Below are 25,899 nucleotides of genomic sequence, written 5' to 3'. Positions count from 1 at the left end.
ACCCCTTACGCCTGCAAAGCCTCACCAGTCAACAGTATGAGCTTAACAAAATGATAGATTAAAATAGCATTAAGAAAACGAATAAAAGACGGAGTTTTTGAACCCCGCCCATCTTTCTTAAAAGATTCTCTCCTCGTTTAACTCGATTGCCAACTGTTTGAAAAACGACAGTGATTCAGGATTGCTCATGGAATCGGGATTTACTACTTTATCGAATTCGAATCCTAATAGTAGTTTACGTATTGGCACTTCCATCTTCTTACCATTCAACGTTTTTGGTATTTGATTGACGAGATAAATCTCATCTGAAATAAAGCGTGGGGAAACATGTTCCCTAATTTCATTTTTGATTTTTTTCATCAGATTCGAATCGAGAGTGTTCCCTTGCTTAAGGACAACGAATAGCAGCAAGGATGATCCTCGACCAAGTACCTCCCTATCAATAACCAGGCTCTCCATCACTTCATCCATCGCTTCCACGACACGGTAAATATCGCTGGTCCCCATGCGTACACCTGAACGGTTGATGGTAGAATCTGAACGTCCATAAATGATGCAGCTCCCTCTATCATCAATCTTAATCCAGTCGCCATGCTTCCAGATGCCTGGATACGTATCGAAGTAACTATCGAAGTATCTTGCACCATCATGATCATTCCAAAAATATAGCGGCATGGAAGGCATCGGTTTAGTGATCACTAGTTCACCGACATCGTTTACTAGTGAGTTCCCTTGTTCATCAAATGCTTCAACATGGACACCTAACGAGCGACCCTGTATTTCTCCAATCCTAACAGGAAGTATGGATACACCCCCCACAAAGCCGGAGCATACATCAGTCCCTCCACTGGATGAACTAAGCCAAATATCCTTTTTAACATGTTCATACACCCACTTATAAGCATCACTTGATAAAGGGGCCCCCGTAGAAAAAAGAGATTTTAATTTTGATAGATCATATGTTTCGATTGGTTTAATGCCTAGTTTCATCGAGCTGGTAAGAAAAGGAGCACTAGTACCAAATGAAGTCACACCTGCATCTTCTGCCAATTTCCAAAGTGTATCCATATCAGGATAGGAAGGACTGCCATCATAAAGGACAATGGTCGCCCTATTGAGTAGTCCGGCCATCAACAGGTTCCACATCATCCAGCCAGTCGTTGTGAACCAGAAAACCGTATCTTCAGATGTCATATCTTGATGCAGGCGCGTGGCTTTTAAATGCTCTAGAATGATTCCTCCATGTCCTTGAACAATCGGTTTCGGCATGCCCGTGGTACCTGAAGAATAAAGAATCCAAAGTGGGTGGTCGAATGCAACGCTTTCAAAGGACAACTCTGATGATTCTATTAAAAGTGTTTTCCATGGAATGATATTTTCTATTTTTTGCTCTAGATTCTTTTTATCTATGTAAGGAACTAGTACGGTATGTTTAACTGTAATCAATTCTTTTTGTAACTGGGCAACTACGGATGTTTTATCGAACGACTTTCCATTATAGTGATATCCATCAACAGCAAATAAAACAACGGGTTCTATCTGTTTGAAGCGATCAATGACGCTTTTTGCCCCAAAGTCAGGTGAGCAGCTTGACCAAATGGCACCTATACTGGCCGTAGCCAAGAACGCAATGACGGTTTCAGGGATATTGGGCATGTATGCAACAACTCGATCACCCGATTTCACCCCTAGTTTTCTTAATGAGTGAGAAACAGAGGCAACTTTTTCTTTTAGCGCTTTCCAGCTGATTTCTTGATTGACTATATGCTCGGAACGAAAGAAAATGGCCGTCTTGCCTTCTTGTTCTTTCGATAGGGCATTCTCCGCATAATTTAACCGCGAGCCTTCAAACCACTTAGCACCTGGCATCGTCTGATCCGCTAAAACCCTATCATATGGTCTAGTTGCAATCACTTCGCAAAATTCCCACACAGATGCCCAAAATTCCTCGAGTTCATCGACTGACCATTTCCATAGTTGTTGATAATCTTGAAATTCCAAGCCTTTCTTTTCTTTCAACCAGTTTGCATAGTGTGTCAATCCCGTTTGCTCAATCCGCTTTTGTGTCGGTTCCCAAATGATTTGTCCTTCTGTAAGTGACTTCATATCATTTTCCCCCTTCGCTATCGAAAATCAAACAGTTTATTACTAGTTGTTTATCAATGCACACATCCTATAAATGGTAATTCAACTTGATGATACTGGATTGTTGAAATACCGTCAATCCGTATACAGTCAAGAAGGCTGAATTATTCGATAATCCCCTTCAAACACGCCTATAGACCTTCACGTACTATAAAAGCTAGATTGAATATTTACTTAAAACGAAGTGATAAATATCTCCATTAATTTGTACCCATGAAAGCTGAGAATGAGGTTCTTCTTCTTAGAATCCCTCACAAGTTTTGTCTTAAAGAGATTTAAAGCTTCCCTATAACCTAAACGTAAAAAACACTGAAACGAATGGTCCATTTCAGTGTCTAAATAGCTTTATTCTTAATAAAGGGCTGATTTCGCAAGCGTGGTAATTGTAACATCATCCATGGGTGGATTATGAAGTCCTGCACGTACATCCCGGTAATATCGTTGCAGCGGATTAGACCGTTGCAGACTCTTCGCTCCAACGACTCTCATCGCCTTGTCGACAATGGTTATGGATTTGTTGACGACCGATAATTTAACCGCTCCTAATTCTTTTGATAATTCGTCATGATTTTCGGGTTGCATTTCCCATTTTTCCGCAACGGAAAAGAGAAAATGTCGCGCTTCCATTAATGCCAATTCAATTTCCCCAATTGTTCTTTGCACATTCGGAAGGTCGCGGATGGGTCCGGGTAGACTATTTGGGGAATACGTCTTTGCAAATTCGACTGCATAATTTCTTGCTGCGGTCGCAATTCCCAGATAACAAGCTGGTATATGCAGTAGCCAAGCATCCGGTATTCTTTTACCAGGATTTTTCTGCATGACATAGTACTTTTCTGGAATCTTAACGTTATCTAAGACAAGATCATGACTACCTGTTCCCTGCATGGAAATCATATCCCATGTTTCTTCTATCGATACACCTGGAACGTCTCGATGGACCAAAAAAGTACCCATCTGTCCTTCTTCCGTTACCCAGGCGGTAACAAGAAAAATATCAAGGACTGGGGAAAGCGTCGTAAACGTTTTACGACCACTAAGTATCCATTTATCGCCTTTCTTACGTGCCGTCGTTTCAGGACGTCCTCCACGTGTGGGACTACCTGTTCCGGCTTCTGATGCAGCCGTATTGACAAGGGCTCCTCTAGATATTTCTTCGAAAAATTCGTCCATGACCTCTTTTTCCCACGGCCTTTTCTCCGTTAAAGATAAAACCGTCCCAACATGCCAACCAATTCCTAAAGCGGTTGGTCCACAATATTCTGCAATTTTCTCCTGGGCTAAGAGAAAATCATATAAGGAACCGCCCTGTCCTCCAAACTCTTTAGCCAACGTTAATGTTGGATAACCGAATGCTTTTAATTCCTGAATGTTGTCAAAAGGAAAACCTTTAGACTCATCAAGTGATTCGGAACGATCCGGGAAGGACTGTATCGCTCGCTCTAATTCTTCTATATATTTTTTTTGCGCGTCTGTTTGATAAAACATGTCGATCATCCCTTCTAGATATGTAACCAAATACTCTTACAAGTATTCGCGAGTATCATTCATCACTATAACTCACCTATATCTTATCACTTTAGTCATATATATGATTCGAGAATTCCCTTAATCGAATTGATTAAGGGATAATTTCTTCTTTTTCATATACATTATTAGCATGCTTATATGCTTCTTTCGCTTGCTCTATGCTTTTGTCTTCAATGAAATAAGCGATTGCAGCCTGACCAATGCCATATGTTACGGCTCCCGCTACAGCCCCCGAAACAGCTAGACCTGCGCCGGGTATCAAACGGACTGCGGCACGCACGCCTTCCCTAACAAGGAGGCCTAATCCGACATTAATGCCTAGAGCAGCGATGAATTCACTTGCTGTTTTTGTGTTAATTTCTTTATCCGCGATAAATCCAATCACTACAATCATCAGTCCTTGAATACCGGTCAATATTGGAAAATCAGCAAATGGGATGGGTTCAGCACCGATTAAACTGGCAATCGCGGTAAATGTGCTGACGATTGTCCGTGCGAATTTCTTCTTGACGAAGTGACTTTGCATGGCCTTAGCCGTCATTAATTTCGCTTCACTGGGTAAGGCCTCGATCAAGTAGGTAGATAACTCATCGATGTTCCATCTCATGTCGTAATCGATATTGCCATTTTCATCAAAATCAATATAAGAACAAATCGGAATGATATTCAAAAGTGGGATGTCGCTTTCTTTAAATCGCTTTTCCATCAATGAAACAGCTTCATCTATATGCTGTTTTTTCTTGGGGTGGGCATCAAATGGCACTTGTTTATAATGAGGTGGATCCAATTCATCGACTTGGGTAACCACACAGATTACTGGTACATCATAGTGATGTTTATTTTTCACGATTTTCCGTAGCTTATTTAGCTCTTTTAAATCTTCTTCAATCCGTGAATCGGTTTCTTTCGCTTTAATCAAGAAAAGAAACACATCCGGCTGTTCCCCAGTAACTGCACTAATTAACTCCTCCAATGGCGTTTCTTCTTCAAACGCCTCTGTAGGCGCTTCACTTTCTCCCAAACCACGAGAGTCAAGCAAACGTATTTTTGGATTGTTTTCACTAGGGTACCACAGCCATTTTCCTTTACCCGTTCCAGACTTGACAGAACTGACATATTGCCGTTTTTCTCCAAACATCGAATTAATAAGAGAGGACTTTCCTGAACCACGCCTTCCGACAAGAGCAATCCGTGGCTCCCTAGCATCAACCGTCATCGTTTTTACTTTTAAGAGTTGGTCCAGCATTTTATTCTTTTTAGATTCTGAAATAGGAAGTTTATCGACCTGGCTCTTAATCAATGTATATATACTACTCATTTCATCGCGCTTTTCTTTCATTGTAATTCCCCCTTAATTAAGAACAGTTTTATTAAACTTTACCCCTGAACGATTCGTCTTAAGCATATACATGAGATGATTGATCTTTTCAGTCACTAGGCATTAGTTGTTCTTAACGAAGTAAAAAGAGATTGAAAGATGTTAGGATTTTTCTTCGAGAAAGGTCACTACGCTTGCCAGGTACTTTTGGATTTCCTGCACTTGGTAAGCCGCAGAATCGGCAATTTGTTTATAGTGATGCTGTCCTTCATCTGTAATCCGTAAATAACGCTTCGTTCGTTTTTCACTTTCCCATCTACCAACAAGTAACCCATTCTCCTCCATTTCGTGTGATAAATCATATAAGTATCCATTGGAGGCAATCCAGCCGAATTGATTTTTTAACAAGTCGGCAATTTCCCCCATATAAATCGGTCTTTTAGTGAAAGCGGCCTTCAAAGTAACGTAACGGACTAGATCCTTCACAGAAATGATTTTCGAGAAATAAGAGCGGTATTCTTCTGGTAGTTCATTCACAACCGGAGGATTCGTACCAGAACCTTTTAAATCGAACATAAACCTGTCAATGACCTTTTTCACTTCAGAAAAACGTTCCAGGAAATTTTCTTGGTACCATGTATAAAGGTCTTTCCCTTTTTCTGTTATTTGATAATAATTTCTTCCTTTACTCGTATATAATGATAAATGGCCGGATTCGACGAGATTATTAGAAATTTTACATAAGTAGTCATAACTATGGACTTTCCCTGTAAACATATTTTTCAGGTCTTGATGAATGGCACGTGGATAGTTAGCTTTATCCGTCAAAGAATGCAGTAAAAAAATCGTTAAGAATTCTCTCTGGCTTAATCCAACAGACTCAACCGTTGTAGATAGTTTTTCCCCTTTCTTCACTGTCAACCCCCCTTATATATTGTTTGTCACAAAATAGTTCAGCTTCTTCTTATTATCCTGCGCACCCACAAATTAGTAAAGGGTTTCGTGCCTAATTACCTTAGTACTTAAACTATGTATACCGTCCATTTTAGTTGTCAAATTCATTCATAGTATTCTGACGAGGTATTTACTGGAATAAATTTACACCGAGGATACAACAAAAGCGATGACCATAAAATTAGGTCATCGCTTTTGTTATCTCTTATTGTTCCGTAAGAATGATTGGTCCTTCTTTTGTAATAACTATCGTATGTTCATATTGGGCGGAAAGTTTGCCGTCTGTTGTTCTTGCTGTCCAGCCATCCTTGTCCACTTTCATATGCCATGTTCCGGCATTCAACATAGGTTCGATCGTGATGACCATGCCTTCTTTTAAACGAGCGCCTTTACCAGGTTTACCGTAATGTAACACGGTTGGATCTTCATGCATCGTTTTACCGATACCATGTCCTGTGAAATCACGTACGACAGAGAATTTTTCTCCTTCAGCATACGATTGGATGGCGTGCCCGATATCTCCAAGACGATTGCCTACTTGTGCAGCCTCGATCCCTTTATAAAGAGCATTTTTCGTTACATCCATCAAGCGTTGTGCTTCCTCGGAAACTTCACCCACACTATAGGTCCAAGCTGAATCAGCTAATCCTCCGTTAAGCCTTACAACCATGTCGATCGTTACGATATCTCCCTCGTTCAATGGCTTCTTCTGTGGGAAACCGTGACAGATTACATCATTAACAGATGCGCACGTCGCGTATTTATAACCTTGGTAGCCTTTTTGTTCCGGTGTTGCACCATGATCAGCCAAGAACTTTTCAACGAATTCTTCAATTTCCCAAGTCGTTACGCCCGGCTTGATCATTTTTGCGATTTCTCTATGCGTCTCAGCAAGAAGCTTGCCCGCTTCATGCATCAAATGTATTTCTCGTTCACTTTTCAATGTAATCATTTAAAATCCTCTTTCATCTTAAATTATCTTTTCTAGTTGAGACTCCTTATTTATCATATGCCTTCCTTTACATAAAAAGCAACCAAAACACCGGTAAAAAACAATGGTTTACTCATTTCATGAACATATATTTTCATCCGGTAAATATAAATCGTTCGTGCCCTTCAATTTAAAAAATGATTGAAGGCGAATAGATTCTGATACGTACTTTCTACGACTAGACGCATTCTATATACTGTGGATGTTTAAAAGAATACTAAAATAGTTATTACTCATTCTTTTTGGTAGAATAAGAGAAGATAAAGTGATAATAGGGAGAAAACATGAGAAGATTACGTAAAAAATCAAAGGTCATTCTGATAATATCGATGATGCTTTTTTTATTTCTGTTTATAAAACAAGTGTTGCAGACACCTTTTTCAGTAAAACTATCAACACCACTTAATAAGATGAACTCGTTTGCAATCGTTGAAAAATATAGCACCCAAATTCAATCTGAATTGAAGAAATATGGCCTTGAGGATCAAACGCTAACATTGATTGCCGTGATGCAACAAGAAAGTCGAGGAAAAGGAGGAGATCCCATGCAAGCATCCGAATCCGCCGGTCTCGCTCCCAATACAATAACCGACCCTAATGAAAGCATCGAATATGGCGTGAAACATTTCCAGAGAATCATGGAATATGGGAACGAAAAAGCCGTTGACTTCTCAACCATCATCCAATCTTATAATATGGGGATTGGATATATTGATTACGTTGCAAATTCCGGCGGCAAACATACTGAGGAGCTAGCAAAACAGTTCTCTGCCCTGCAAGTTGAAAAGAACCCTGAACTCTACGACTGTGGCGGCAATGAGGAAAATTTCCGTTATCCATATTGTTACGGGGACTTTTCTTATAGTGATAAAGTAGAAAAGATTCTTGATACACTTACAAAAAGCACCCCTGCCATTGCCATTGAAGAGAAATCAGATGAAGCATTTTAGCTGCGACATCTGGTTTCTTTTTATTTTAACTGTATAATTCCATATGATTTTTCTTATTGAAGTCCATGCATATTTCCCTCGGCCTCTTCCCACGTTACTGTATACCCTTGCCCTTTGGAACAGAAAATGGAGGATGAGGTGTAATCAGGATCAGCATTTTTATTATATTCGGTCCGTTCGATGACCTCTTTGGGATTATGACACAAGTCATATCCAGCGAAGGTCAAGTTTATGGCCCCTTTCCCTTGGGTGAAAGAAGCCAGTTGGCTACTATAGTCCATAAATGTGGCAACTGGTACGAGACCCGTTAAAATCGCTTTGTCACCTTCCGTTTTTGGAGAATCGAAACTCCCATGTGCCTGTTGAATATCAGAAAGTACACGGCCCATCTGGTCCAGGTCTACTCTGATCTTAAATAGGTAAACAGGTTCAAGCAAGATATTTTCCGCCTTTTCCAATCCCTGCCTTAATGCCCGGTATGTAGCCTCTCTAAAGTCCCCACCTGATGTATGTTTATTGTGAGCTCGTCCAGTAAGTAGTGTTACATGTATATCCGTAAGGGGAGAACCTGTAAGTATGCCATGATGTTCCCGTTCAAAGAGATGATGGCGGATTAAGTTCTGTATTCCCACAGTAAGGTCATCAGCATGACATCTATTATCAAACGTAATCCCACTATTTCTTTCTCCCGGCTCTAATTGAAGATGAACTTCCGCATAATGTCCTAAAGGCTCAAAATGTCCATATCCAATAGCGTCTGTACCGATTGTTTCTTTATAGAGGATTTCAGGCTTTTCAAAAGTGATATTTAATAGGAATCGGTCCTTGACCAACTGCACCAATACTTCTAGCTGTATGGTCCCCATGACATGAACGTGTATTTCTTGAGAGCGTTCTTCCCATGACACATCCAATGAGGGGTCTTCAACATTCAAAGTTTTAAAATACTGTAATGCTTCTTTGATATTCACAGTAGGTTCAAATGTAACTTTTGACTTTAATGTCGGTATCATGTCAAAAACGGAACTTTCTTTAATCAGTCCTAGACCATCCCCAACTGATGCCAAGGATAAACCGGTGACTGCAAAGAGTTCCCCTGCCGCAACCTGATTTACGTTTTTAAATGTACTACCATTATAGATGCGAATGGATGTGATTTTTTCGAAGACGGAATCTTCTGGTTTTCCATATTCGATTTCATCTCGTACTCTTAATGTTCCACTTAATGCTTTGATAAATGTTATTCTCGTTCCGTTACCATCATGACGAATCTTATACACACGCCCAGCAAATGGTCCCTGGCTGCGATAATCCGTGGCCGTTAACTGGTCAACCTTTTTCATAAAACTCTCTACTCCGACACCATGCAGTGCTGACCCACATGCAAGTGGGAATACTTTATTATCATGAAACAAATCTTTCATCGTCTTAAACCACAAATCCTGGTTATAACCTTGATCCATATAATGATCCAGTAAGAGTTCATTACGTTCAGCGACAAATTCCACAAGCTCCTCTTTCATCACTCCATCTGTGAAAGAGTCTGTGATATTACAGACGTCCTGGGTTAAATTCAACTGTATATCTTTCATTACAGCATCCACATCTGCTCCTACACGGTCAATTTTATTGATAAAGAAAAAAGTGGGCACTTGATACTTCTGGAGAAGCCCCCAAACGGTTTCCGTATGACCTTCTATGCCTTCCACTGCACTGACGATGATGATTGCATAATCCATCACCTGAATACTCCGCTCCATCTCCGGTGAAAAGTCAACATGGCCCGGCGTATCGATGAGATTATAGTTCGAATCTCGGTAAGAAAACATGGCTTGATCTGCAAAGACCGTAATTCCTCGTTGCCGCTCGATATCATGGCTATCGAGGAATGCGTCCTGATGATCAACACGCCCCCTATGTTTAATGCTATTCGTATAAAAAAGAAGCTGTTCGGAAAATGTTGTTTTCCCAGCGTCCACATGTGCCACTATTCCAATTGTCTTATTCATTTATGTTCCTTCTTTCAAGTGCCTTCACACCAATTTCTTACCTTTAAAGATAGAGAATATCTGTGATTTTGAATTAAACAACGAGTATATATTCTAGAACTAATGATCATTTCCTTAGTGCAAGCTCGCGGAATGAACTTGATAACACCGATTCCACATACAAACCGCCCCTTATTTCTGAGGCAACTCCTAATACGTCCACTAATATTCAACCTAGGACATGAATGTTTTAGTCACCCTTTCATTCTAAAGCATAAAATATGTATATGACTACACCAAGGGAGATAAAAGTTATGTATCACACATATCTAGATGCCTTAGCCTTCTACGGGATTGAAAGTGCTCATCCAGGCGGTTTCGATTTGACATCAAACATCATGATGAATGAGAGAATTGATGCGAATACCACAATACTCGACGCAGGATGCGGGATAGGGCAAACATCACATTTCTTGGCAGAAACCTTTAAATGCCACATTTATGCGGTGGATAATCATCCACAGATGGTTAAAAAGGCAGCACAGCGATTTCAACAAGCCAATCTGCCTATTCGAGTGTATATGAGTTCCTTAGAAGAACTACCGTTTCCCAACGATTCATTTGACTATATTGTGGCTGAGTCCACCACAGGTTTTACGGAAATCAACAAGTCCATTGCAGAATATTATAGGGTATTAAAACCTGGCGGAATTTTGCTTTCAATTGATATGACTGCGGAAATTGCATTGCATGCCAATTTGAAAGTTGAATTGATGAATTTCTATAAACTTAAAAATATTCCGACTGAATTGGAATGGGTACGTGCCTTTAAAGAACAAGGGTTCAAACATACGGAAATCCTTCATTCCAGTACAGTTTTAGAAGAGTTAAAAAGATACTCTGCTGCCAACCAACGCTCGAGCGATTCTCCGGTTTTCAAAGGAACCTTAAATGATATCATCAAAGAGCATTATCGCCTTATGCTTACTCATGGAAATAGTCTTGGTTACCGTGCGTTTAGGGTGAGCAAGGGATAGCAGTCTTACTTTCCAATGGTTTCTGTCTCCTTAGAAGGATTCTCCAATAAATTGCCGTATCATCTAATAATCTAGCGAAATGGCTGTAGTTTTATGTGAAGCTGTTATAAAAGAAAATCTTCTCGAATGAAATGATCCCCCTAATAATAGATCATTTACAATTTTTATTAAGGGGATTATATTGTTTAGAGTGATTATACTTATTGTTAGTACCTTAATATTTAATTGTACCTTTCCGCTTTGGAATACAAAGATAGAAAAAAACCTGTTGCCATTGCCTTACAGGTTTTTAAAGAATCTTTTTCTATTACCAAAGGAATGCAAGGAAGATTAATGAGGTGATTGCTCCAAAAGCGAACCCAGAAGCCGCTCCCCAACCGAATCCCCCATAATATCCACCATAGCCAAATCCACCAAGGTTACCTCCATTATTAAATGGGCGAATATAGACTTTGTTGGGTGTTACCCTATGAATAATGCCCCTATGGATTGTTCCTCTATTTGTACGGATTTCTACCGGTCTCCCAATTCCTTGGCTGCACTTATGAAAATAGTTTTGATTGTTATATCCCACTTTAATAAACACTTCCCTTATATTCGATTCTACATGGTATGCAGAAGGGGACTAGCTTGCATAGTTAAACACCCACTATGAAAAGCAATTATCATATCCACTTTAACTTCCGTGACATACTATGAATCAATTACATGGAAAAAGGAGACAACAGGAATGAAACACTCTTACCAAGATGCCTTGGTCTTTTATGAATTGGAAGGGGCCCATCCAGGCGGTTTTGAACTAACCAAAAGTATTCTAAAAAATGAAGACATTCATAAAAATGATAAGATCCTCGAGGCTGGATGTGGACTTGGCCAGACTTCACAATATCTAGCCGAAACTTATGGTTGTCAGGTTTATGCAATGGATAATCATCCGGAAATGGTAAATAAGACAACGAAAAGATTACAACAAGTTCAATTACCGGTGAATGTATTTATGGGCTCCATTGAAAAAATGCCCTTCCCCAAATATTTTTTTGATTTTATCATAGCTGAATCATCTACATCATTCACTACCATTCAAAAATCCATTCGGGAATACTACCGTGTCCTTAAACCTGGAGGCACGTTAATCTCTATAGATATGACAGCGGAATGTATTTTGCCTGGTGAACATAAAGAGGAAATCATGAATTTTTATCAGCTTAAAACCATCTTGACACAATCTGAATGGATAAGTGCTTTTGAAAAAGAAGGATTTTCACACCTGGAAATTCTAAAATCCAATACGGTTATAGAAGAATTAGAGAATGCTCAAGCGGAACATGTCAAGCCTCTGCCTTCTAATGAAGCCTACAGCCGAATACTGGAAGAACATTATCGTCTAACCCTCACTTATGGAAATAGTTTAGGCTACCGTGTATTTAGGATGAACAAATAGCATGGATATACCAACTTAAACTAAGAGGAGCGTTTCTCGGTTAGAAGAAACGCTCCCTTAGTTTTATACAGTGACTATATAAATCCCCACTCCTAGAGCTAAGACAATCCCTAGGACGGCATATATCCAAGTTAGCCTGGTTAAATTGCCTCTAACAGCGCCTGAATAATTTTCATCGCTTTTTCCACCCAAAGCCATGGTACCAAATAAGGCAGCAATCATGATGATAAAGACCAATATCATGGAAAATTTCATGTTAATCCCCCCGCTCATGCACCTTCATTTTGAGATACATTACGTTCTCTCTGTAACTCCTAATAATATAAGTATACGGAATATTGAGAAAAAATGAAACAGGCAAAGTCTACTAAAAAAGGCATCTTGGTGTCCTTATGATTTACAGGATTTCATCGCAACTAATAAAAGGCCAACCGATGTCGGTTAGCCAAATAATTGCCTATATAGTTTACCTTATCGAAGTTTGACATGGGTATTGATATATCAACTTTAAGGTGTTATTGGACCCCCAAATCCACCAGATAAGCCTTAGAATTATCGCTATCCTCGTTAAGATCAATTAATACATTCGTAAAACCTGCTGTTCCAACTACTTTTGCTTCGTAATCAACACTTAATACGATTAAGTCATCGTAAAAAAAATTAATATGGGCAAAGTTGACACTATCCGCTTTTAGATTAAGCTCTTTTGCTATATCCATAAAATCTATTTTAAATACTTTTTCGTATTTCTCATTTCCTTTTTTATAATTTTCTATAGTCTGTATCCTTTGTATCCCATCTTTAAAGCTTTCTTTCGTTCCATTTAAATAGACAAACTTCCCATCATCACTAAGAAGAACATCTTTTTCATGAATCCTAAAAACAGTATGTTCCTTTTTATTCCATATCGTTTCGGAATGCAGGATGTTAAAGAATTCCCCTGATGGATCAGTCTTAACGAATAAATCTTCAAAGTTTTTCAATTCTTCAGAATCAACGACGTTTTGAAGTTCATCTGGTACCAGTTTACTGGCGGTTACCGTTGAAAAATCACTTTTTACGAAAAGAAAAATTGACCCACTTTCTTTTTTATTTAATTGTTGTATTTCAATTGCCATTGATTCCTTACTTAATCCCCTTATATTAAAACTGAGCCGATCGGTCTCCGTCAAACTATATCGATTTAAAATGCCAGGCAAATTGAGTGTTTTCTCACCTTCCATGGTCTTAATTCGTAATCTATTCTTTTTTTCCAATTCAACTAAAGGGAGATTATATTCATGCAGTGGTTTTACTGGTAGAAAAACCTCCTGCTTTATATTTTTATTTTGTAATGAGTTCAATGTTGATGAAACATCCTCTAAACCTAACAAGGGCTTGTAAAAGTCACGGAATACCTTACCATACGAAAAGTATTGAATGGGGGAGAACTCTTCAGACCCTTTTCTTATGGCATTTACGCTAACGCCGTCTTCCATAAAAAGAGGATTACCATAATTCGGAGCGAAAAAAATGATCATAAATCGAGAAAGTGACTCATTATCCGTTTCAGGGAATCCCTTTATATAAAGCAAGTCCTTCACTTCCTCTTGTTTTTTTGTTGTTGAAAGATCCGGTCCACATCCAATGAGAAAAATAATGATTAAAAGTACGATTCCGTTAAAGAAACACTTTTTCATAGATTTTAGCTCCTAATTATTTGTCTGTATTAACTTGTCTTATGAGTTCAATGAATTCTTCATCTTTAATTTCATTACCATGACCTGGATTCTTTATTGTGCTAACACCCTCTACCTCATATTGCGGTCTTTCATCAATCAATGATTCAAGATTGTTTGCATTTTGACTTTCCAATGAGACTACATCGTCGCTATCTTTTTTAACTTCCATAGACCCACCCTCATAATATACCGTTTCCATTCGATAACCGGCAGAAGCTATTATATTCATCTTTTCCAGTTTAGTATATACTTCAGGATTTGCAGATTTGAGATTTTGTAAGTCCTCTTTCATTTCTTCCTTAGATAGATCGGTATAGACATTGCTATGGAGAATTCCATTATCCTCCCTTTTATTTTCTGGATTGAAATCCAAAAAATCTGTAAATTGCCGTGGGTCTTGCCCTATTTTTTCAGCAACATAAGGTAAACTGTTTCCCGTTTTAGCTAGTTTGTTTTTGTCATAAGGTGTGCCGATAGTAGTAATGCTCTGTACATAGTCTGGATAATCCATTGCAAATTGCATAGATCTTCTGCCTCCATAACTATGACCAAACAAATTAAGTTTTGTGGTTTTGTTTATAAGCCCCATTTCTGAGAGCAATCTAGTTAAATCATCACTGGTTTCCTGTCTATGTTCATTTGACTGTTCTGTATCATAAACTAAATGAATACGTCCTTCAGGATATTTAAAGGCATCTTCCTTTTGTAAGGATTGAAAATCGTCTAGTGCAAGCACTTCCTTTTCGCCATATTCATTCATTTTCACAACATAATATTCTTTCTTTCCGTTACGTTTCACATGAACGATTACGTCACCCTCAACAGAAGCCTTTTTAGCACTTTCCAAAAACTCGTTCCCGTTTGATTCGATTCCATGAATATAAACTGATACTTCTTCAAAGTCCCCCATAGGTCCTTTAATATTTTTCATGGAATTATAAATTATTGAAATATCATTTAATCCCTGTCGCATCGGCGAACGATAATAGCGGACAGCATTTTCGAAATCTAATTCAATTTCAGATATTTCACTTTTGAGCATATTATAATAAAGTGAAATTTCCTGACATTGAGAGATAATATTCGTAAGTTTTAATAGTTCTTCTTCAATCTGATCGCCTTTTAACTGAAGTTTTTTGTTCTCCGACTTCAACCTTAACTCGTCTAAATCACTTATGTATTGGTCCACTTCAGCTTTCAAATCAGAGAAGTCAAACATAATCATAGTACCAGCCAATTCCGTTATACTGCCTGAATCAATAAAACCCCAAATCTTTGCATATGCATTTCTTACAAGTTTGGAATTTGCTAATAATACCGTAGCATTTGCGCGGCTAGTGTGTAAATTGATCAAACTCGTTACTTCTGGCTCTTAATACATAGGTTCTTTATCCTTTCCTGGTTATTCACACTTCCCTAGGTTATGAGCAATGAGATTATCTACTCGTTCAAGCTCTTTAATAATTCCATCCGCGTCTGTGCTAAGTTCTTCGACACTTTTTAAAAACGTGGATAAAAGGAAAGTAATTTGCACCTTTCCTTCCTCCCACACATCGGCAACATCCCCCCAAGGAAACTCCGTATGAAAAAGTACATCATTCAATAATTTTTCAAAGTCTTTTAACAACTCGTTTAAGCTATCTAAGTTAGAAGAAAATTCTTTTTTTGCTGTTTTTAATGTGTAGGCATTTAGTTTAATTTCGTTACTCATATTTTCATAAGAAAACTCGTATTGCTGCACTGCACGGTTGTTCTGAGGTACAGTCTCTACTGAACCTGATTCATCCGTACTCAAAATCATTGATACAAAGTTCATAACAGTATCAGCAAAATACAGTAAACCAACGCTAGCTTTGTTAAAAAATTCGATATGATTACTCAATTTTGTCTTAAGCGCTGTAACAGCTTCACCGCTATGATTCTCAAGTTCCTTACTAAAAAAAACGATGGGTTTATAAACGGCTAATATCGTATCTTCTAATTTTCGGACGCTTCCAGAAACCATATCAGGCAAGTCTTTATTAAATTTAAATACCCCCACTTATTTGGCCTCCTTCAATTTTCGAATCGCCTCCCTTTGTTTCCGCCTCTTTAAGTAATTGATCAACTTTTACTTCCATTTCATCCACATACCCATAATGATACAAAACGTCTATATCATCCTTGTTAAAAAGAATGAATTTTTCTTTCGAATGGATATAACCATTTGGATATTCAATAGCTGTATAATCTTTAACCACATTATGATTTTCAGAAAACACCAGACGACCGATGATTAACAAACGCCTTGAATCACCTTGGACTCCAACTACACTCCCTATTGGTAAAAACTCCTTAGAAAAGAACAATTCCATCTCTCCTTCGCATCCTCTTGCCATTGAACACCCTAAATATATTTGTTTTTTTAAATTACCCATCTTCTCTATTTTAAAACCATTTTTTTCCTATTCTATTCTAGATTTCCGACCCTCCATTTAGCTAAATCCGGAAGGCTCCATTATCTTTAGAAATACATTTCACCAACATGGTAAGTTGCAATAAAAAAAGGCATGATTTCATATGAAATCTGCCCTTTTAGGAAACCACGTAATATATTAGTAGTGTTTTTTCAATCTGCCTATTTAGCTTGTATCGCAAGGACTGTTTCTAAGATGACATTCACACCTTTTTCACAATCTTCCCAAGATGTCAGCTCGTTTTCGCAGTGGCTTTTTCCGTTGACACTTGGAACGAAAACCATCGCGGTAGGGATATAGCTTGCGATGAATTGTGCATCATGCCCAGCTCCACTTACCATTCTTTTGTAGGAATACCCCAATGAATTAGTAGATTGCTCTATTAAATCGCAAAGTGACTCATCAAACCAAACCGTGTCGCGTCCCCATAGCTTTGTGGCAATGACTTCACACCCATCATTTGAGCCTGACTGTATTAGCCCTTTTATAATTTCTTCTACACGCTCAATAACCTGTTGATCCTTATGTCTCGCTTCTAATGTAAAAACTACTTTATTCGGAATGACTGTATGAATATTAGGATGCACATTTACCCGCCCTATGGTAAAAACTAAATCTTCATCAAGAAGATTTAACTTTTGAATGGCTTCTGTGACAAGACTATTTGTCGTAAAGAAGGCATCTTTTCTCATATTCATAGGAGTGGTTCCAGCATGATCTGATTCGCCAGTCACTTCTATTTCGTAGCAGACCATTCCAAGAACACATTCCACTACACCAATCTTCAAAGCTTCTCTTTCAAGGATAGGTCCTTGCTCAATATGTAATTCTAAAAAGGCTGTGGCCTCTTTTAGGCGGGACTCAATGTCTCCTGCATACCCAATCGAGTTCAGGGCATCTTCGAAAGTAATTCCATCACTATCGGTTTTTTGTATCATCGTAGTTTTTTCAAATTTCCCCGAAAGGACCCCGGAGGCCATCATCGAAGGCTCGAATCTTGCTCCTTCTTCATTTGTAAAATTGACGATCGTGATTGGAACATTTGGTTTGATATCATTATCTACTAAGGTACGAACCACTTCCAACCCAGCAGCCACCCCTAGGATTCCATCAAAGCGCCCACCTTTTTTCACGGTATCCATATGTGAACCCATGACGATTGGCGGTTTATTCTCCAAACCTTCTAATGTAGCGTAAATATTACCCATATCATCAACTTTAATCGACATTCCTAATTCTTCACAACAAGAGCAAAAGTAATCTCTGACTAAACGGTCTTCTTCAGTTAACGAAAGGCGGGTGACTCCATTATTTTCAGTACGTCCGAAATCTGCAAATTTTTCAAGTGAGTCACTTAACCTCTTACCATTTATCAGTAGTTTTTGCTTTTTCATAGAGCACTACTCCCTTCGAATACTTACTAAAAAACATCATGACTTTCTATAAAATTTAATTTTCGGATTATTCTTTTTATTATACTTGCATAGACTGTTACATTCATTAGACAAAAAGTTAATTCTTTGGACCGTTTTTTATACCTTTTATCTATTTTCAATTACTACTATCTAAAACAACAAAAAAACACTACCAACAATTGTTTTTTACTAAGGGATATGAAATGTTGTTGTATTTTTAAAAGTTAACTATAATGGAAAAGCTAAAGGAAGGAGTGATTTAATGCGAACAAATGAATTAGCAAAAAAAGTGAAAGTTCACCCTAACACTGTAAGGCTTTATGAGGATTGGGGGTTTATTTCTTCAGTTCCCAGAGAAGCAAATACATACAGGAGATATTCAAACATCCATCTAATTCAAATGCAAATCGCTCGCTATGCTTTTCGACAAGAATTCATTCAAAATAACCTGCGCAAACAAGCTACCCGAATTGTCCGATTAAGTGGTAGTGAGCTGTTTAGCGAGGCATTAATAGAAGCAAATAAATATCTGCAATTTTTAGAAGCGGAGTATTCTTATACTTGTCGTGCTGTCCAAATAGTTGAAAAGATTTTAACGAAGGTAGTAGTCCATACTGAGACATACACTCATAAAGAAGTAGCAAATAATCTGCAATTAACGGAAGAAACCCTTAGGAATTGGGAAAGAAATGGCTTATTTACGGTAAAACGAAATTCCCAAAACCGACGTCAATATTCAGAGCGTGATATTCAGAAACTATTAATTATTCGTACGCTCCGTACTGCTTATTTTTCCATTGCAGCCATACATCATTTAATAGAAGGTATTGAAGAAGTGCAAACCGCACGGGATATTCAATCCCTTTTAAATTCACCAAAGTTTGCTGATGAATTTTTACATGTTACAGATGAACTTGAGATAAATTTAAAAAATGCGATGAAAGACGTAAAGTCAATCATCGCATTATTAGAGGACTTATAATAAAGGAGACGGATTTACTTCGTCTTTTAAAATGGTTAGTTCATGCATTGCTCTTGTCGTTGAAATATAGAGTAACCCACGATCGAATTCATTCCGATAATTCGTTCCATTTACGAATGGCACTATTACTGAGTCAAATTCAAGTCCCTTTGCATATTGTATTGTTGTTAAAATAATCCCCTTTTCGAATTTTTCTGTATGAGCATCTACTAGGTGAATCGGCAAATGGTTTACATGTTCTTTTAACAAAACAAGGTCTGATTCCGTTTTACAAATGATGGCTGTAGATTTGAAATCATTTTTAATAGATCCAAGCAATCTCAAAATCATTTCATTCATTGTTTTATAGGGGATTTCTTTTGGTTCCTCTCCGTGACGAGCGATTGGATGAATTGTCGAATTACGCATGAATTTTTTCGCATACATTGCGATTTCAAAAGATGACCTGTAACTAGTCGTTAGTTCAACATATTCTAGGTTTGAAAAAATTTGCTCGAAACCTTCTTTTGAAATTGTTTCGTATGGTAGAAGTGCCTGACTAAAATCACCAATAATCGTACGTTTACACTCAAATACTTTTTAGAGTAGTGCATATTGAATGGGTGTATAATCTTGCATCTCGTCTAGGACAAAATGCTGTATCATATCAAATGTCTTTATACCCTCAAAGTAAAGCTGACAATAAAGATAGGGATATACATCGGTAAATTCAAAGTGCCGCTTTTTGAAATAGAATGTTTCTTCACTGAATTCCGACATAAATACTTTATAAATATCGATTGCGGAGTTAATAAGTAGCCGTTTTTTTAATCGTTTTTACTGGGTAGTTTTAGTTCACCTTGGCGCTTCGTCTTGAGAACATTCATTACATCGTCAGCTATCATTTCTAAGCGAATAAGTACGGGTTCTTTTGCATATTTGCTGAAACGATTCTGCAAATATTCTGTTGTGAATTCATAATCAGCAACCGAAAGGGTACCATTTTTAAATAAGGTTGAGTTCAATCTTTGTAAAAAAGCATTTAACTGTTCTACAAAAGCATAAGTTGATTTGATCGAAGCTCTTTTTGCATAGCCACTTTTGGGATCTGCTAAAATATCTTTTACCTCTTGTTCAAACGATACGTAAGTTAAGTGGTTAGGAAGTAACTGTTCCGTTAACTCATCTATAGTAAAGGAACGGATTGGCTGCTCGCCAAGTTCCGGTAGGACTGAAGATATATAATCACCGAAAACTTTGTTAGGGGATAGTATAAAAATTCGATTTGCTTGTAGGGTATCTCGAAATTTGTATAAAAGGTACGCAATACGATGCAGAGCAACTGCCGTTTTCCCCGATCCCGCGACACCTTGTATGATGACATTATAGGCAGAATCATTACGGACAATTTTATTTTGTTCCCGTTGAATTGAGGTCACGATCGTTTTCATTTTATCATTCGCATGCTCACTTAAAGTCTTTTGTAACACAGCATCTTGAATTGTTAATGAGCTTTCAACCATATACTCAATTTTGGAATTTTCGATTTTGAATTGCCTTTTCGAAACAATTTCACCGTCAAAATGATTTTCTTTTGCCTCATAATAAGCTTTTCCTATTTCAAATTCATAGTACATATTACAAACTGGAGCACGCCAATCATAGATGAGATTATTACTGGCTTCATCACTAAATCCAAAACGGCCTATATAAAATGATTCCACTTCATCTGGTTCATCGCCTTCATAAACAAAATTAAATCGACCAAAGTATGGGGAATCGATTAGTTTCTCTAGTTGCTCTCGTTCGGTAACTTGAGCAAAACCCCGTCGGTCAATCATATTTAACGTTTGGCTATAATCATATATCTCAAATTTATCGATTTCACTTTTGTAATCAATCATATATTTTTGTAACTCTTTATAGGAGTGGTCTTGTTTTGTAATATCTTTTGAAACTTGTTCATAAGCTTCCTTTAGCTTTTCTATAGTATGTTCGAAATATGTTAATTCTCGTGAGTCCATCATCATCGTCCTCCTTTTTACCAGTAATCACTAGTTTAACGATTCAAACTTCGCTGGTGTGTATATGGAGGGTTTAAAAAGTTTATGAAAAATCTTACAAATAATATATTTCCTATTTTGGATGTGGCAGATAACTAGTAAGGTTTTTCAAAAATAAAGAGATCCCTTCTATTCGATTTCTAGTAGAAAGGATCTCTTTATATGAAAGTAGGATTTTGATTTTTTTGATGCAGGTCTGTGCTAATATCCTTATTGTCCTCTGATGTTCCTTAAACTTGTTTCACTTTTCCCAATAGCCCGATTGATAAATATTGCTTATTTTCATCGAAATCCCATAACCAATGGCGCAAGGAAAAATCTTGCCGATCCACTTTACTCATATAATGCTGGATGGCAATTAATGCGGCCCCGTACCCGACATTGGAAGCTAATGAAAAAATGGCGTTAATTCCTTGATTGGTAGTCTCAATGTATTCTGGTTCCATCTTCAAGATATCGGACCAGGTTATGTAGAACCCATTTCCAGTACAACACTTGAAGGCTACATCCTGCAAATTAAGCACAATCTGATCTCTTACATCCAAAAATCCATCTTTCATTCTTACTAAATCAAATTGTTCATAGTGGTGTTTATTCTTTTCAAGAGTATCTAACGCCCAATTATAAAATAATTGAGTATAAATGGCCGATGTTGCGAATATGTCAAATTGGCCAATATAATCATTGAATTCATTATGAACGATTTCTGATAACTTATCCTTCATATTCAATACGTATTGAATGATGTCTTCAGTCTTTTCACCATGCTCCAACATGGAAGTCAGTGTTTGTTCGAAATTTATTTTATCCAATCCGGTCACATCCATTGCAACTAACTGAATTTTATTGCGAGTACTTTCTGAAAAGTTCTTAATTCCATTTACCATGCTTTCTTTATCTATATCGAATAAATAAATCGAATTACATTTTGTTGATAGATGATTTAAATCCAGATCATCACAATTGCCCGCTCCAATAATCCCTATTTTATTTACAAAAGCTTGTTTGAAAAAAACGGTATCAAATAATTCTGTTACCCGTTCACGATGTTTTCCCCATTTAATCCTTCTATATTCGTCACGATTATGATTCAAATCCCTTTGGAAGGCTTCCAAGACTTAACACTCCTTTATGTACAACTGATTAAACTATTGTATCAAAAGACTGCTCTAATGTAGAGATTCTCAGCAACAAGGAAATGGTATTTTTCCAAGAGATAAATCAGTAAATTTGGATATCTTTTTGTATATCTCAAACATTAGAATATAATGGAAATAAGAGAATGGATAATAGGGGGCATATCGTGAGTAAGACAAAAAAGATTTTATTGATTTTACTTGTAATTTTTCTATTTATATTAGCCGGAGTAGTCATCCTGATGTATTCCTTCACACAAGGTATGAAGGGTGATCCTGACGAAGAAAAGAAAGTCCGGGTGCAAGCGGAACAATATCTAGTGGAAAATTTTAAAGAAAAAACGTATGTATACGACGTGTTATACGATAACATGGGTAACTTTGATGAGTTTGAATACGCCGCTAAAGTTAGAGAGGAAAAGTATGGTACAGAATTTCTTGTGTATTCTAACGTGCATACTGGAAAAATGGAGGATTCCTTTATTTCCAATAAATGGAGAGATGATTCAGAAAAAGAAATAAAGCCCTATATCGAAGAAAAAATTGGGGATGTAAAGTCATCAGTGGAAATGAAAGAAATTACTGATAGTAACAATTATGAAGAAATCCAGGCTAAAATAGGGGATTCTAGTGAATTAGTTGTCCTTTTTGATAGGGAGATTGGAAGAGAATTAGACATTGACCCGAATCATCCAAAAAGTTATAAAGAGTATGATGTTGCACCATCTATCCTTCTTACAATTCACCGTAAAAAACAAGATTCAGATGAAAATGATTTTAACAGTATTATTCAATCCATTAAAACCGACCGCGCTCTTGTTCGAGGTGAACTCATCGTGAATTACGTCAGCACTGATGGAGTGGCATTAGAAGATGACGAATGGCGAAAAACGTTTTAATTAATCTATCTATGGAATGCTAATATGGGTCCTGTTCAAAATTTCAGGGGGCTGTCCTATAAGTACCTAAAATAACATGAAAAAAAATCCCCTTGATACATGAGTCCCAAGACGATTTTAAACAAGTATAAATTTATTTAAGAGCTTTCCTTTAATTCTTTATCTCTTAAATGCTGGGACTTTAGAATCCGCACTTTGTAGTTTTTTTCCTGTTTGCGGATTCCTCCCCATTCATGCTGCACGGTTACGCACTTCAAATGTACCAATCCAACTAACTGGACTTTCTCCTCTTTCGCAGGTAGTAGAAATCTGTTCAAGTATTCTTCTACCATCTTTTTAGCATCATCTATTGTTGGTTCTGCTGGTGTCGCTACAGTATTTACTAGATCAGTTTTGTTCAATTGTAACAATCCTCTTATTAGACACTTATAACAAAAAATACAACCATTTCATAACAACTATACGCCCGTCAGTTATGGAATAGTACAATAACATGCATTATGTAAACTGAAGTGAAAAATTATAGTTGAACATTTTAACCTTAATGGGACATATTTGGTTCTTTTGATTCTACATTCTTAAATACATCTTTAAATACATCTTCTTTTATCTCAATTTCTTTATTCAAATTGTTTAATACCTCTTGTACCGGTTTTGCGTCTTTTTCCATAAGTGTTTGTTTAATTTGGTCTTCCACTTCACTTAATGGTTTCTCCTTTCTATCTGTTACCTTAATTATGTGATAACCAAATAGTGTCTTGACTGGCTCACTCACTTCACCTTTTTTTAACTTCATAGCCGCAGCAAGAAAAGTCGGATCCAATTCCTGGCTTCGACCGGAAAGATAACCCAAATCTCCGCCTTGTGATGCAGACACCTTGTCTGTCGATTGTTTTTTTGCTAATTCAGTAAAGTCATTTCCTTTTTTGAGTTCTTCATCTACTATTTTAGCATCTGACTCATTTTTCACGAGAATATGGCTAGTTCTCACCTTTGTATATTGATCTTTATTTTGTTCATAGTAATCTTTTATTTGTTTATCCGAGACTTTTAACCCTTCTGTTGTTGCTTTTAAGAAATAAAGTGATTGTTCGATATAATCCTTTAGTTCATTTTCATTATTAAATCCTTGTTTTTGTAGAAATATTGTAAATTCATCTTTATCACCGACTTGTTCTTTAATCTCTGTTAATCGATGATTCACTTCATTATCAGATACCTCATATTTACCTTTCAATATTTGCATATAAACCAATTCCTGAACCAATTCCTTTCCCCGTTCGGTATTTACCACTTCCTTATATAAATCATCTTTGGAGATATTTCCACTTTTCGTTTTAATAAGTATATCGTTATCATTGACAGAGGTTAAAGACGAACAGGCACCAAGTAAACATAACAATGATAAAATAGATAAAATTGTGATTTTATTCCTCAATTATCTTCACTCCTACTTTTGATAACTTTCCAAAGTCATTGTCGCTGACTGATCAGACTTGAGTTTACCCATCAAATAAAAAGCTTAATAAGCTTTAAAATGCCTCCGATATTTTACTGGGTATTGTAAAAACGTAACTATATAGGGCAAAGTTCAAGCAGCAAATAAATGCCAATTTGGTTTCTCAATTCTAAACTTTCTTAAATGAGACGGGACAGTTCTCCAACTGTCCCATCCATTCTATTGGTTTTTTCCTATGAATCTCATAAATGCGAAAATCTATAATTAAGTTTGATAGAGAAGTGTCCCAATCAAAATAAGTAAACAGCCATGACACAGCTTTTTTTATCTTATAGGTCTCTACCTTTGCCTTGTGTGGCGTTAAAAGTCCATGATAGTTTAAGTTTATCCCCTTGGAATTGATTTTGATCTCCCTCGTTATCAATGAAATTGAACTTCACTACTAAATCATGTTCATCGCCCACCTTAAGGATGCCACCATCAAGAGCTTCGTTAAATATCTTTTCTGACACCGCTTTTGGGCTCATACCCTTTAGCTTATCCAATGTTGTTTTGTAAATGATTTCATTATATTGGTCCATATTGTACAGAAATTCCACTTCAATATACTTGCCAAAATCCTCCGTGTTATCCCCTTTGGTATCAACCACGGAATACTGGGTACCCAACGTCACGTCTTTGATATCTAGTGTCCCGTCATTATGCAGTTCAAAAACACGCGTCATCGAGTCTCCAGGAGCGATGTTGCTGATATCAATAATCGTTGTGGGTTGCACAGATAAATCGAGTGTCCCCGCCGCAAACGTACCGCTCGCATCTGCACTGTCACTAAAGTACGCGAAAGTTCCCCCCCCAATTAAAGATACCCCCATTATTCCCGCCATAATTCCCATACCTAACTTCTTTTTCAATTCCATATTTACTCCTCCTTAAGCTTTTTCCCCCTTTTTCAGGGATTTTATTTTTGAACGGCTATTAAGTTGTAGTTTTATAACCGATTCGAACTGGATAAATAGGCTAAATGATATTGTTCCTTCGCTTTCTTCTTTACTTCCAATTCCCCTTAGGGTCTGCCAAATGGTAAAACCTGCATTGCAGAATAACAACACCCCCGGTAGAATAAGGAGTAAAGCGCTAGTCTCACGTGAATTGACAAAGTGACCGATATAACCGATATAGGGAATTGTAACCCCTGTATAGATGCCCACCATATATTGGGGAATCCGGTGCATTGTTGTGATCGCCCTTTGTTATGTATTGCGTCCCCGCCCCTTAACAATCCGATGGGTAATCAGGATTCCGTCACTTGTTTTATAAGTAACGACCTCCCCTTTTTTAACATGGGTTTGTACACTAACCGGCTTTTCTCTTCAATAATTTGCCACCTTCACGTTTTAAAAGTTTTTGAGTTTGTTACCCCCTATGCCGGGCCGCC

General features: G+C 37.4%; 25 protein-coding genes. 5 read left to right on the top strand and 20 right to left on the bottom strand.

Annotated features, from left to right (window positions below; all coding sequences use genetic code 11):
• Positions 1–117: 117 nt before the first annotated feature.
• The 5 genes from ACQKIC_RS10785 to map all read right to left on the bottom strand — a co-directional run bounded on the left by ACQKIC_RS10785 (position 118) and on the right by map (position 6,899).
• On the bottom strand, positions 118–2,106 hold the full coding sequence (locus ACQKIC_RS10785) for an acetoacetate--CoA ligase (protein ID WP_427591321.1): 1,989 nt from the start codon (positions 2,104–2,106) through the stop codon (positions 118–120).
• A 390-nt stretch (positions 2,107–2,496) separates the two neighbouring features.
• Complete coding sequence (locus ACQKIC_RS10780; protein ID WP_427591348.1) at positions 2,497–3,642, bottom strand: acyl-CoA dehydrogenase family protein; 1,146 nt, start codon at positions 3,640–3,642, stop codon at positions 2,497–2,499.
• A gap of 124 nt (positions 3,643–3,766) precedes the next feature.
• Positions 3,767–5,014 (bottom strand): GTPase family protein, encoded by a 1,248-nt coding sequence (locus ACQKIC_RS10775; protein WP_427591322.1) that lies wholly within the window; start codon positions 5,012–5,014, stop codon positions 3,767–3,769.
• A gap of 141 nt (positions 5,015–5,155) precedes the next feature.
• Positions 5,156–5,908: a helix-turn-helix transcriptional regulator gene (locus ACQKIC_RS10770; protein ID WP_402872911.1), complete on the bottom strand. Its 753-nt coding sequence runs from the start codon at positions 5,906–5,908 to the stop codon at positions 5,156–5,158.
• A gap of 244 nt (positions 5,909–6,152) precedes the next feature.
• A complete protein-coding gene (gene map / locus ACQKIC_RS10765; protein ID WP_402872909.1) occupies positions 6,153–6,899 on the bottom strand; it encodes a type I methionyl aminopeptidase in 747 nt (248 codons plus the stop codon).
• A gap of 323 nt (positions 6,900–7,222) precedes the next feature.
• On the opposite strand from map, the gene ACQKIC_RS10760 reads away from it, so the two are divergent.
• Positions 7,223–7,888 (top strand): lysozyme family protein, encoded by a 666-nt coding sequence (locus tag ACQKIC_RS10760; protein WP_402872907.1) that lies wholly within the window; start codon positions 7,223–7,225, stop codon positions 7,886–7,888.
• Between the two features lie 53 nt (positions 7,889–7,941).
• Here ACQKIC_RS10760 and ACQKIC_RS10755 read toward each other — a convergent pair whose 3' ends face one another.
• Positions 7,942–9,897 carry a GTP-binding protein gene (locus ACQKIC_RS10755; RefSeq protein ID WP_427591323.1) on the bottom strand — a complete coding sequence of 652 codons (1,956 nt, stop codon included), beginning with the start codon at positions 9,895–9,897 and terminating at the stop codon, positions 7,942–7,944.
• Between the two features lie 293 nt (positions 9,898–10,190).
• On the opposite strand from ACQKIC_RS10755, the gene ACQKIC_RS10750 reads away from it, so the two are divergent.
• Positions 10,191–10,913, top strand: coding sequence for a class I SAM-dependent methyltransferase (locus ACQKIC_RS10750; protein ID WP_402872902.1), 723 nt, complete (start codon positions 10,191–10,193; stop codon positions 10,911–10,913).
• Positions 10,914–11,220: 307 nt separating this feature from the next.
• Here the strand turns inward: ACQKIC_RS10750 and ACQKIC_RS10745 are convergent, their stop codons facing one another.
• On the bottom strand, positions 11,221–11,487 hold the full coding sequence (locus ACQKIC_RS10745) for a hypothetical protein (RefSeq protein WP_402872900.1): 267 nt from the start codon (positions 11,485–11,487) through the stop codon (positions 11,221–11,223).
• 156 nt (positions 11,488–11,643) lie between these two features.
• Between ACQKIC_RS10745 and ACQKIC_RS10740 the strand changes: the two genes are divergently transcribed.
• Positions 11,644–12,354, top strand: coding sequence for a class I SAM-dependent methyltransferase (locus ACQKIC_RS10740; RefSeq protein ID WP_402872897.1), 711 nt, complete (start codon positions 11,644–11,646; stop codon positions 12,352–12,354).
• Between the two features lie 63 nt (positions 12,355–12,417).
• On the opposite strand, the gene ACQKIC_RS10735 is transcribed toward ACQKIC_RS10740, so the two are convergent.
• From ACQKIC_RS10735 to ACQKIC_RS10710, 6 genes are all read right to left on the bottom strand, one after another.
• Positions 12,418–12,609 (bottom strand): hypothetical protein, encoded by a 192-nt coding sequence (locus tag ACQKIC_RS10735; RefSeq protein ID WP_402872894.1) that lies wholly within the window; start codon positions 12,607–12,609, stop codon positions 12,418–12,420.
• 260 nt (positions 12,610–12,869) lie between these two features.
• Complete coding sequence (locus tag ACQKIC_RS10730) at positions 12,870–13,928, bottom strand: hypothetical protein (RefSeq protein ID WP_427651295.1); 1,059 nt, start codon at positions 13,926–13,928, stop codon at positions 12,870–12,872.
• Between the two features lie 121 nt (positions 13,929–14,049).
• Positions 14,050–15,429, bottom strand: a complete 1,380-nt coding sequence (locus tag ACQKIC_RS10725; protein ID WP_427591325.1) for an alpha/beta fold hydrolase — start codon at positions 15,427–15,429, stop codon at positions 14,050–14,052.
• A gap of 48 nt (positions 15,430–15,477) precedes the next feature.
• A complete protein-coding gene (locus ACQKIC_RS10720) occupies positions 15,478–16,116 on the bottom strand; it encodes a hypothetical protein (protein WP_402959542.1) in 639 nt (212 codons plus the stop codon).
• Complete coding sequence (locus ACQKIC_RS10715) at positions 16,103–16,492, bottom strand: DUF4176 domain-containing protein (RefSeq protein ID WP_402959540.1); 390 nt, start codon at positions 16,490–16,492, stop codon at positions 16,103–16,105. Before ACQKIC_RS10715 ends, ACQKIC_RS10720 begins: the two co-directional genes overlap by 14 nt.
• A gap of 200 nt (positions 16,493–16,692) precedes the next feature.
• Positions 16,693–17,925 (bottom strand): Zn-dependent hydrolase, encoded by a 1,233-nt coding sequence (locus tag ACQKIC_RS10710; protein WP_427591326.1) that lies wholly within the window; start codon positions 17,923–17,925, stop codon positions 16,693–16,695.
• A 283-nt stretch (positions 17,926–18,208) separates the two neighbouring features.
• Between ACQKIC_RS10710 and ACQKIC_RS10705 the strand changes: the two genes are divergently transcribed.
• A complete protein-coding gene (locus ACQKIC_RS10705) occupies positions 18,209–18,928 on the top strand; it encodes a MerR family transcriptional regulator (RefSeq protein WP_427591327.1) in 720 nt (239 codons plus the stop codon).
• Here ACQKIC_RS10705 and ACQKIC_RS10700 read toward each other — a convergent pair.
• The 3 genes from ACQKIC_RS10700 to ACQKIC_RS10690 form a co-directional block, all read right to left on the bottom strand.
• A complete protein-coding gene (locus ACQKIC_RS10700) occupies positions 18,923–19,336 on the bottom strand; it encodes an ATP-binding domain-containing protein (RefSeq protein ID WP_427591328.1) in 414 nt (137 codons plus the stop codon). The two genes, ACQKIC_RS10705 and ACQKIC_RS10700, sit on opposite strands and share 6 nt — an antisense overlap.
• Before the next feature lie 398 nt (positions 19,337–19,734).
• Positions 19,735–20,931, bottom strand: a complete 1,197-nt coding sequence (locus tag ACQKIC_RS10695; protein ID WP_427591329.1) for a HelD family protein — start codon at positions 20,929–20,931, stop codon at positions 19,735–19,737.
• A gap of 269 nt (positions 20,932–21,200) precedes the next feature.
• Positions 21,201–22,085: a hypothetical protein gene (locus ACQKIC_RS10690; protein ID WP_427591330.1), complete on the bottom strand. Its 885-nt coding sequence runs from the start codon at positions 22,083–22,085 to the stop codon at positions 21,201–21,203.
• A gap of 188 nt (positions 22,086–22,273) precedes the next feature.
• Between ACQKIC_RS10690 and ACQKIC_RS10685 the strand changes: the two genes are divergently transcribed.
• Positions 22,274–23,005: a hypothetical protein gene (locus tag ACQKIC_RS10685; RefSeq protein ID WP_427591331.1), complete on the top strand. Its 732-nt coding sequence runs from the start codon at positions 22,274–22,276 to the stop codon at positions 23,003–23,005.
• Between the two features lie 137 nt (positions 23,006–23,142).
• Here the strand turns inward: ACQKIC_RS10685 and ACQKIC_RS10680 are convergent, their stop codons facing one another.
• The 4 genes from ACQKIC_RS10680 to ACQKIC_RS10665 all read right to left on the bottom strand — a co-directional run bounded on the left by ACQKIC_RS10680 (position 23,143) and on the right by ACQKIC_RS10665 (position 25,696).
• Positions 23,143–23,406 carry a hypothetical protein gene (locus ACQKIC_RS10680; protein ID WP_427591332.1) on the bottom strand — a complete coding sequence of 88 codons (264 nt, stop codon included), beginning with the start codon at positions 23,404–23,406 and terminating at the stop codon, positions 23,143–23,145.
• Between the two features lie 140 nt (positions 23,407–23,546).
• The gene (locus tag ACQKIC_RS10675; RefSeq protein WP_402991672.1) at positions 23,547–24,443 is read right to left on the bottom strand and encodes a peptidylprolyl isomerase; all 897 of its coding nucleotides are present in this window, start codon (positions 24,441–24,443) and stop codon (positions 23,547–23,549) included.
• A 350-nt stretch (positions 24,444–24,793) separates the two neighbouring features.
• On the bottom strand, positions 24,794–25,381 hold the full coding sequence (locus ACQKIC_RS10670) for a TasA family protein (RefSeq protein WP_427591333.1): 588 nt from the start codon (positions 25,379–25,381) through the stop codon (positions 24,794–24,796).
• 12 nt (positions 25,382–25,393) lie between these two features.
• Positions 25,394–25,696: a hypothetical protein gene (locus ACQKIC_RS10665; RefSeq protein ID WP_407407309.1), complete on the bottom strand. Its 303-nt coding sequence runs from the start codon at positions 25,694–25,696 to the stop codon at positions 25,394–25,396.
• Positions 25,697–25,899: the final 203 nt, after the last annotated feature.

Source organism: Peribacillus sp. NPDC046944, from assembly GCF_050272735.1.
Classification (GTDB): domain Bacteria; phylum Bacillota; class Bacilli; order Bacillales; family DSM-1321; genus Peribacillus.
This window is presented reverse-complemented; position numbering and strand designations above follow the sequence as displayed.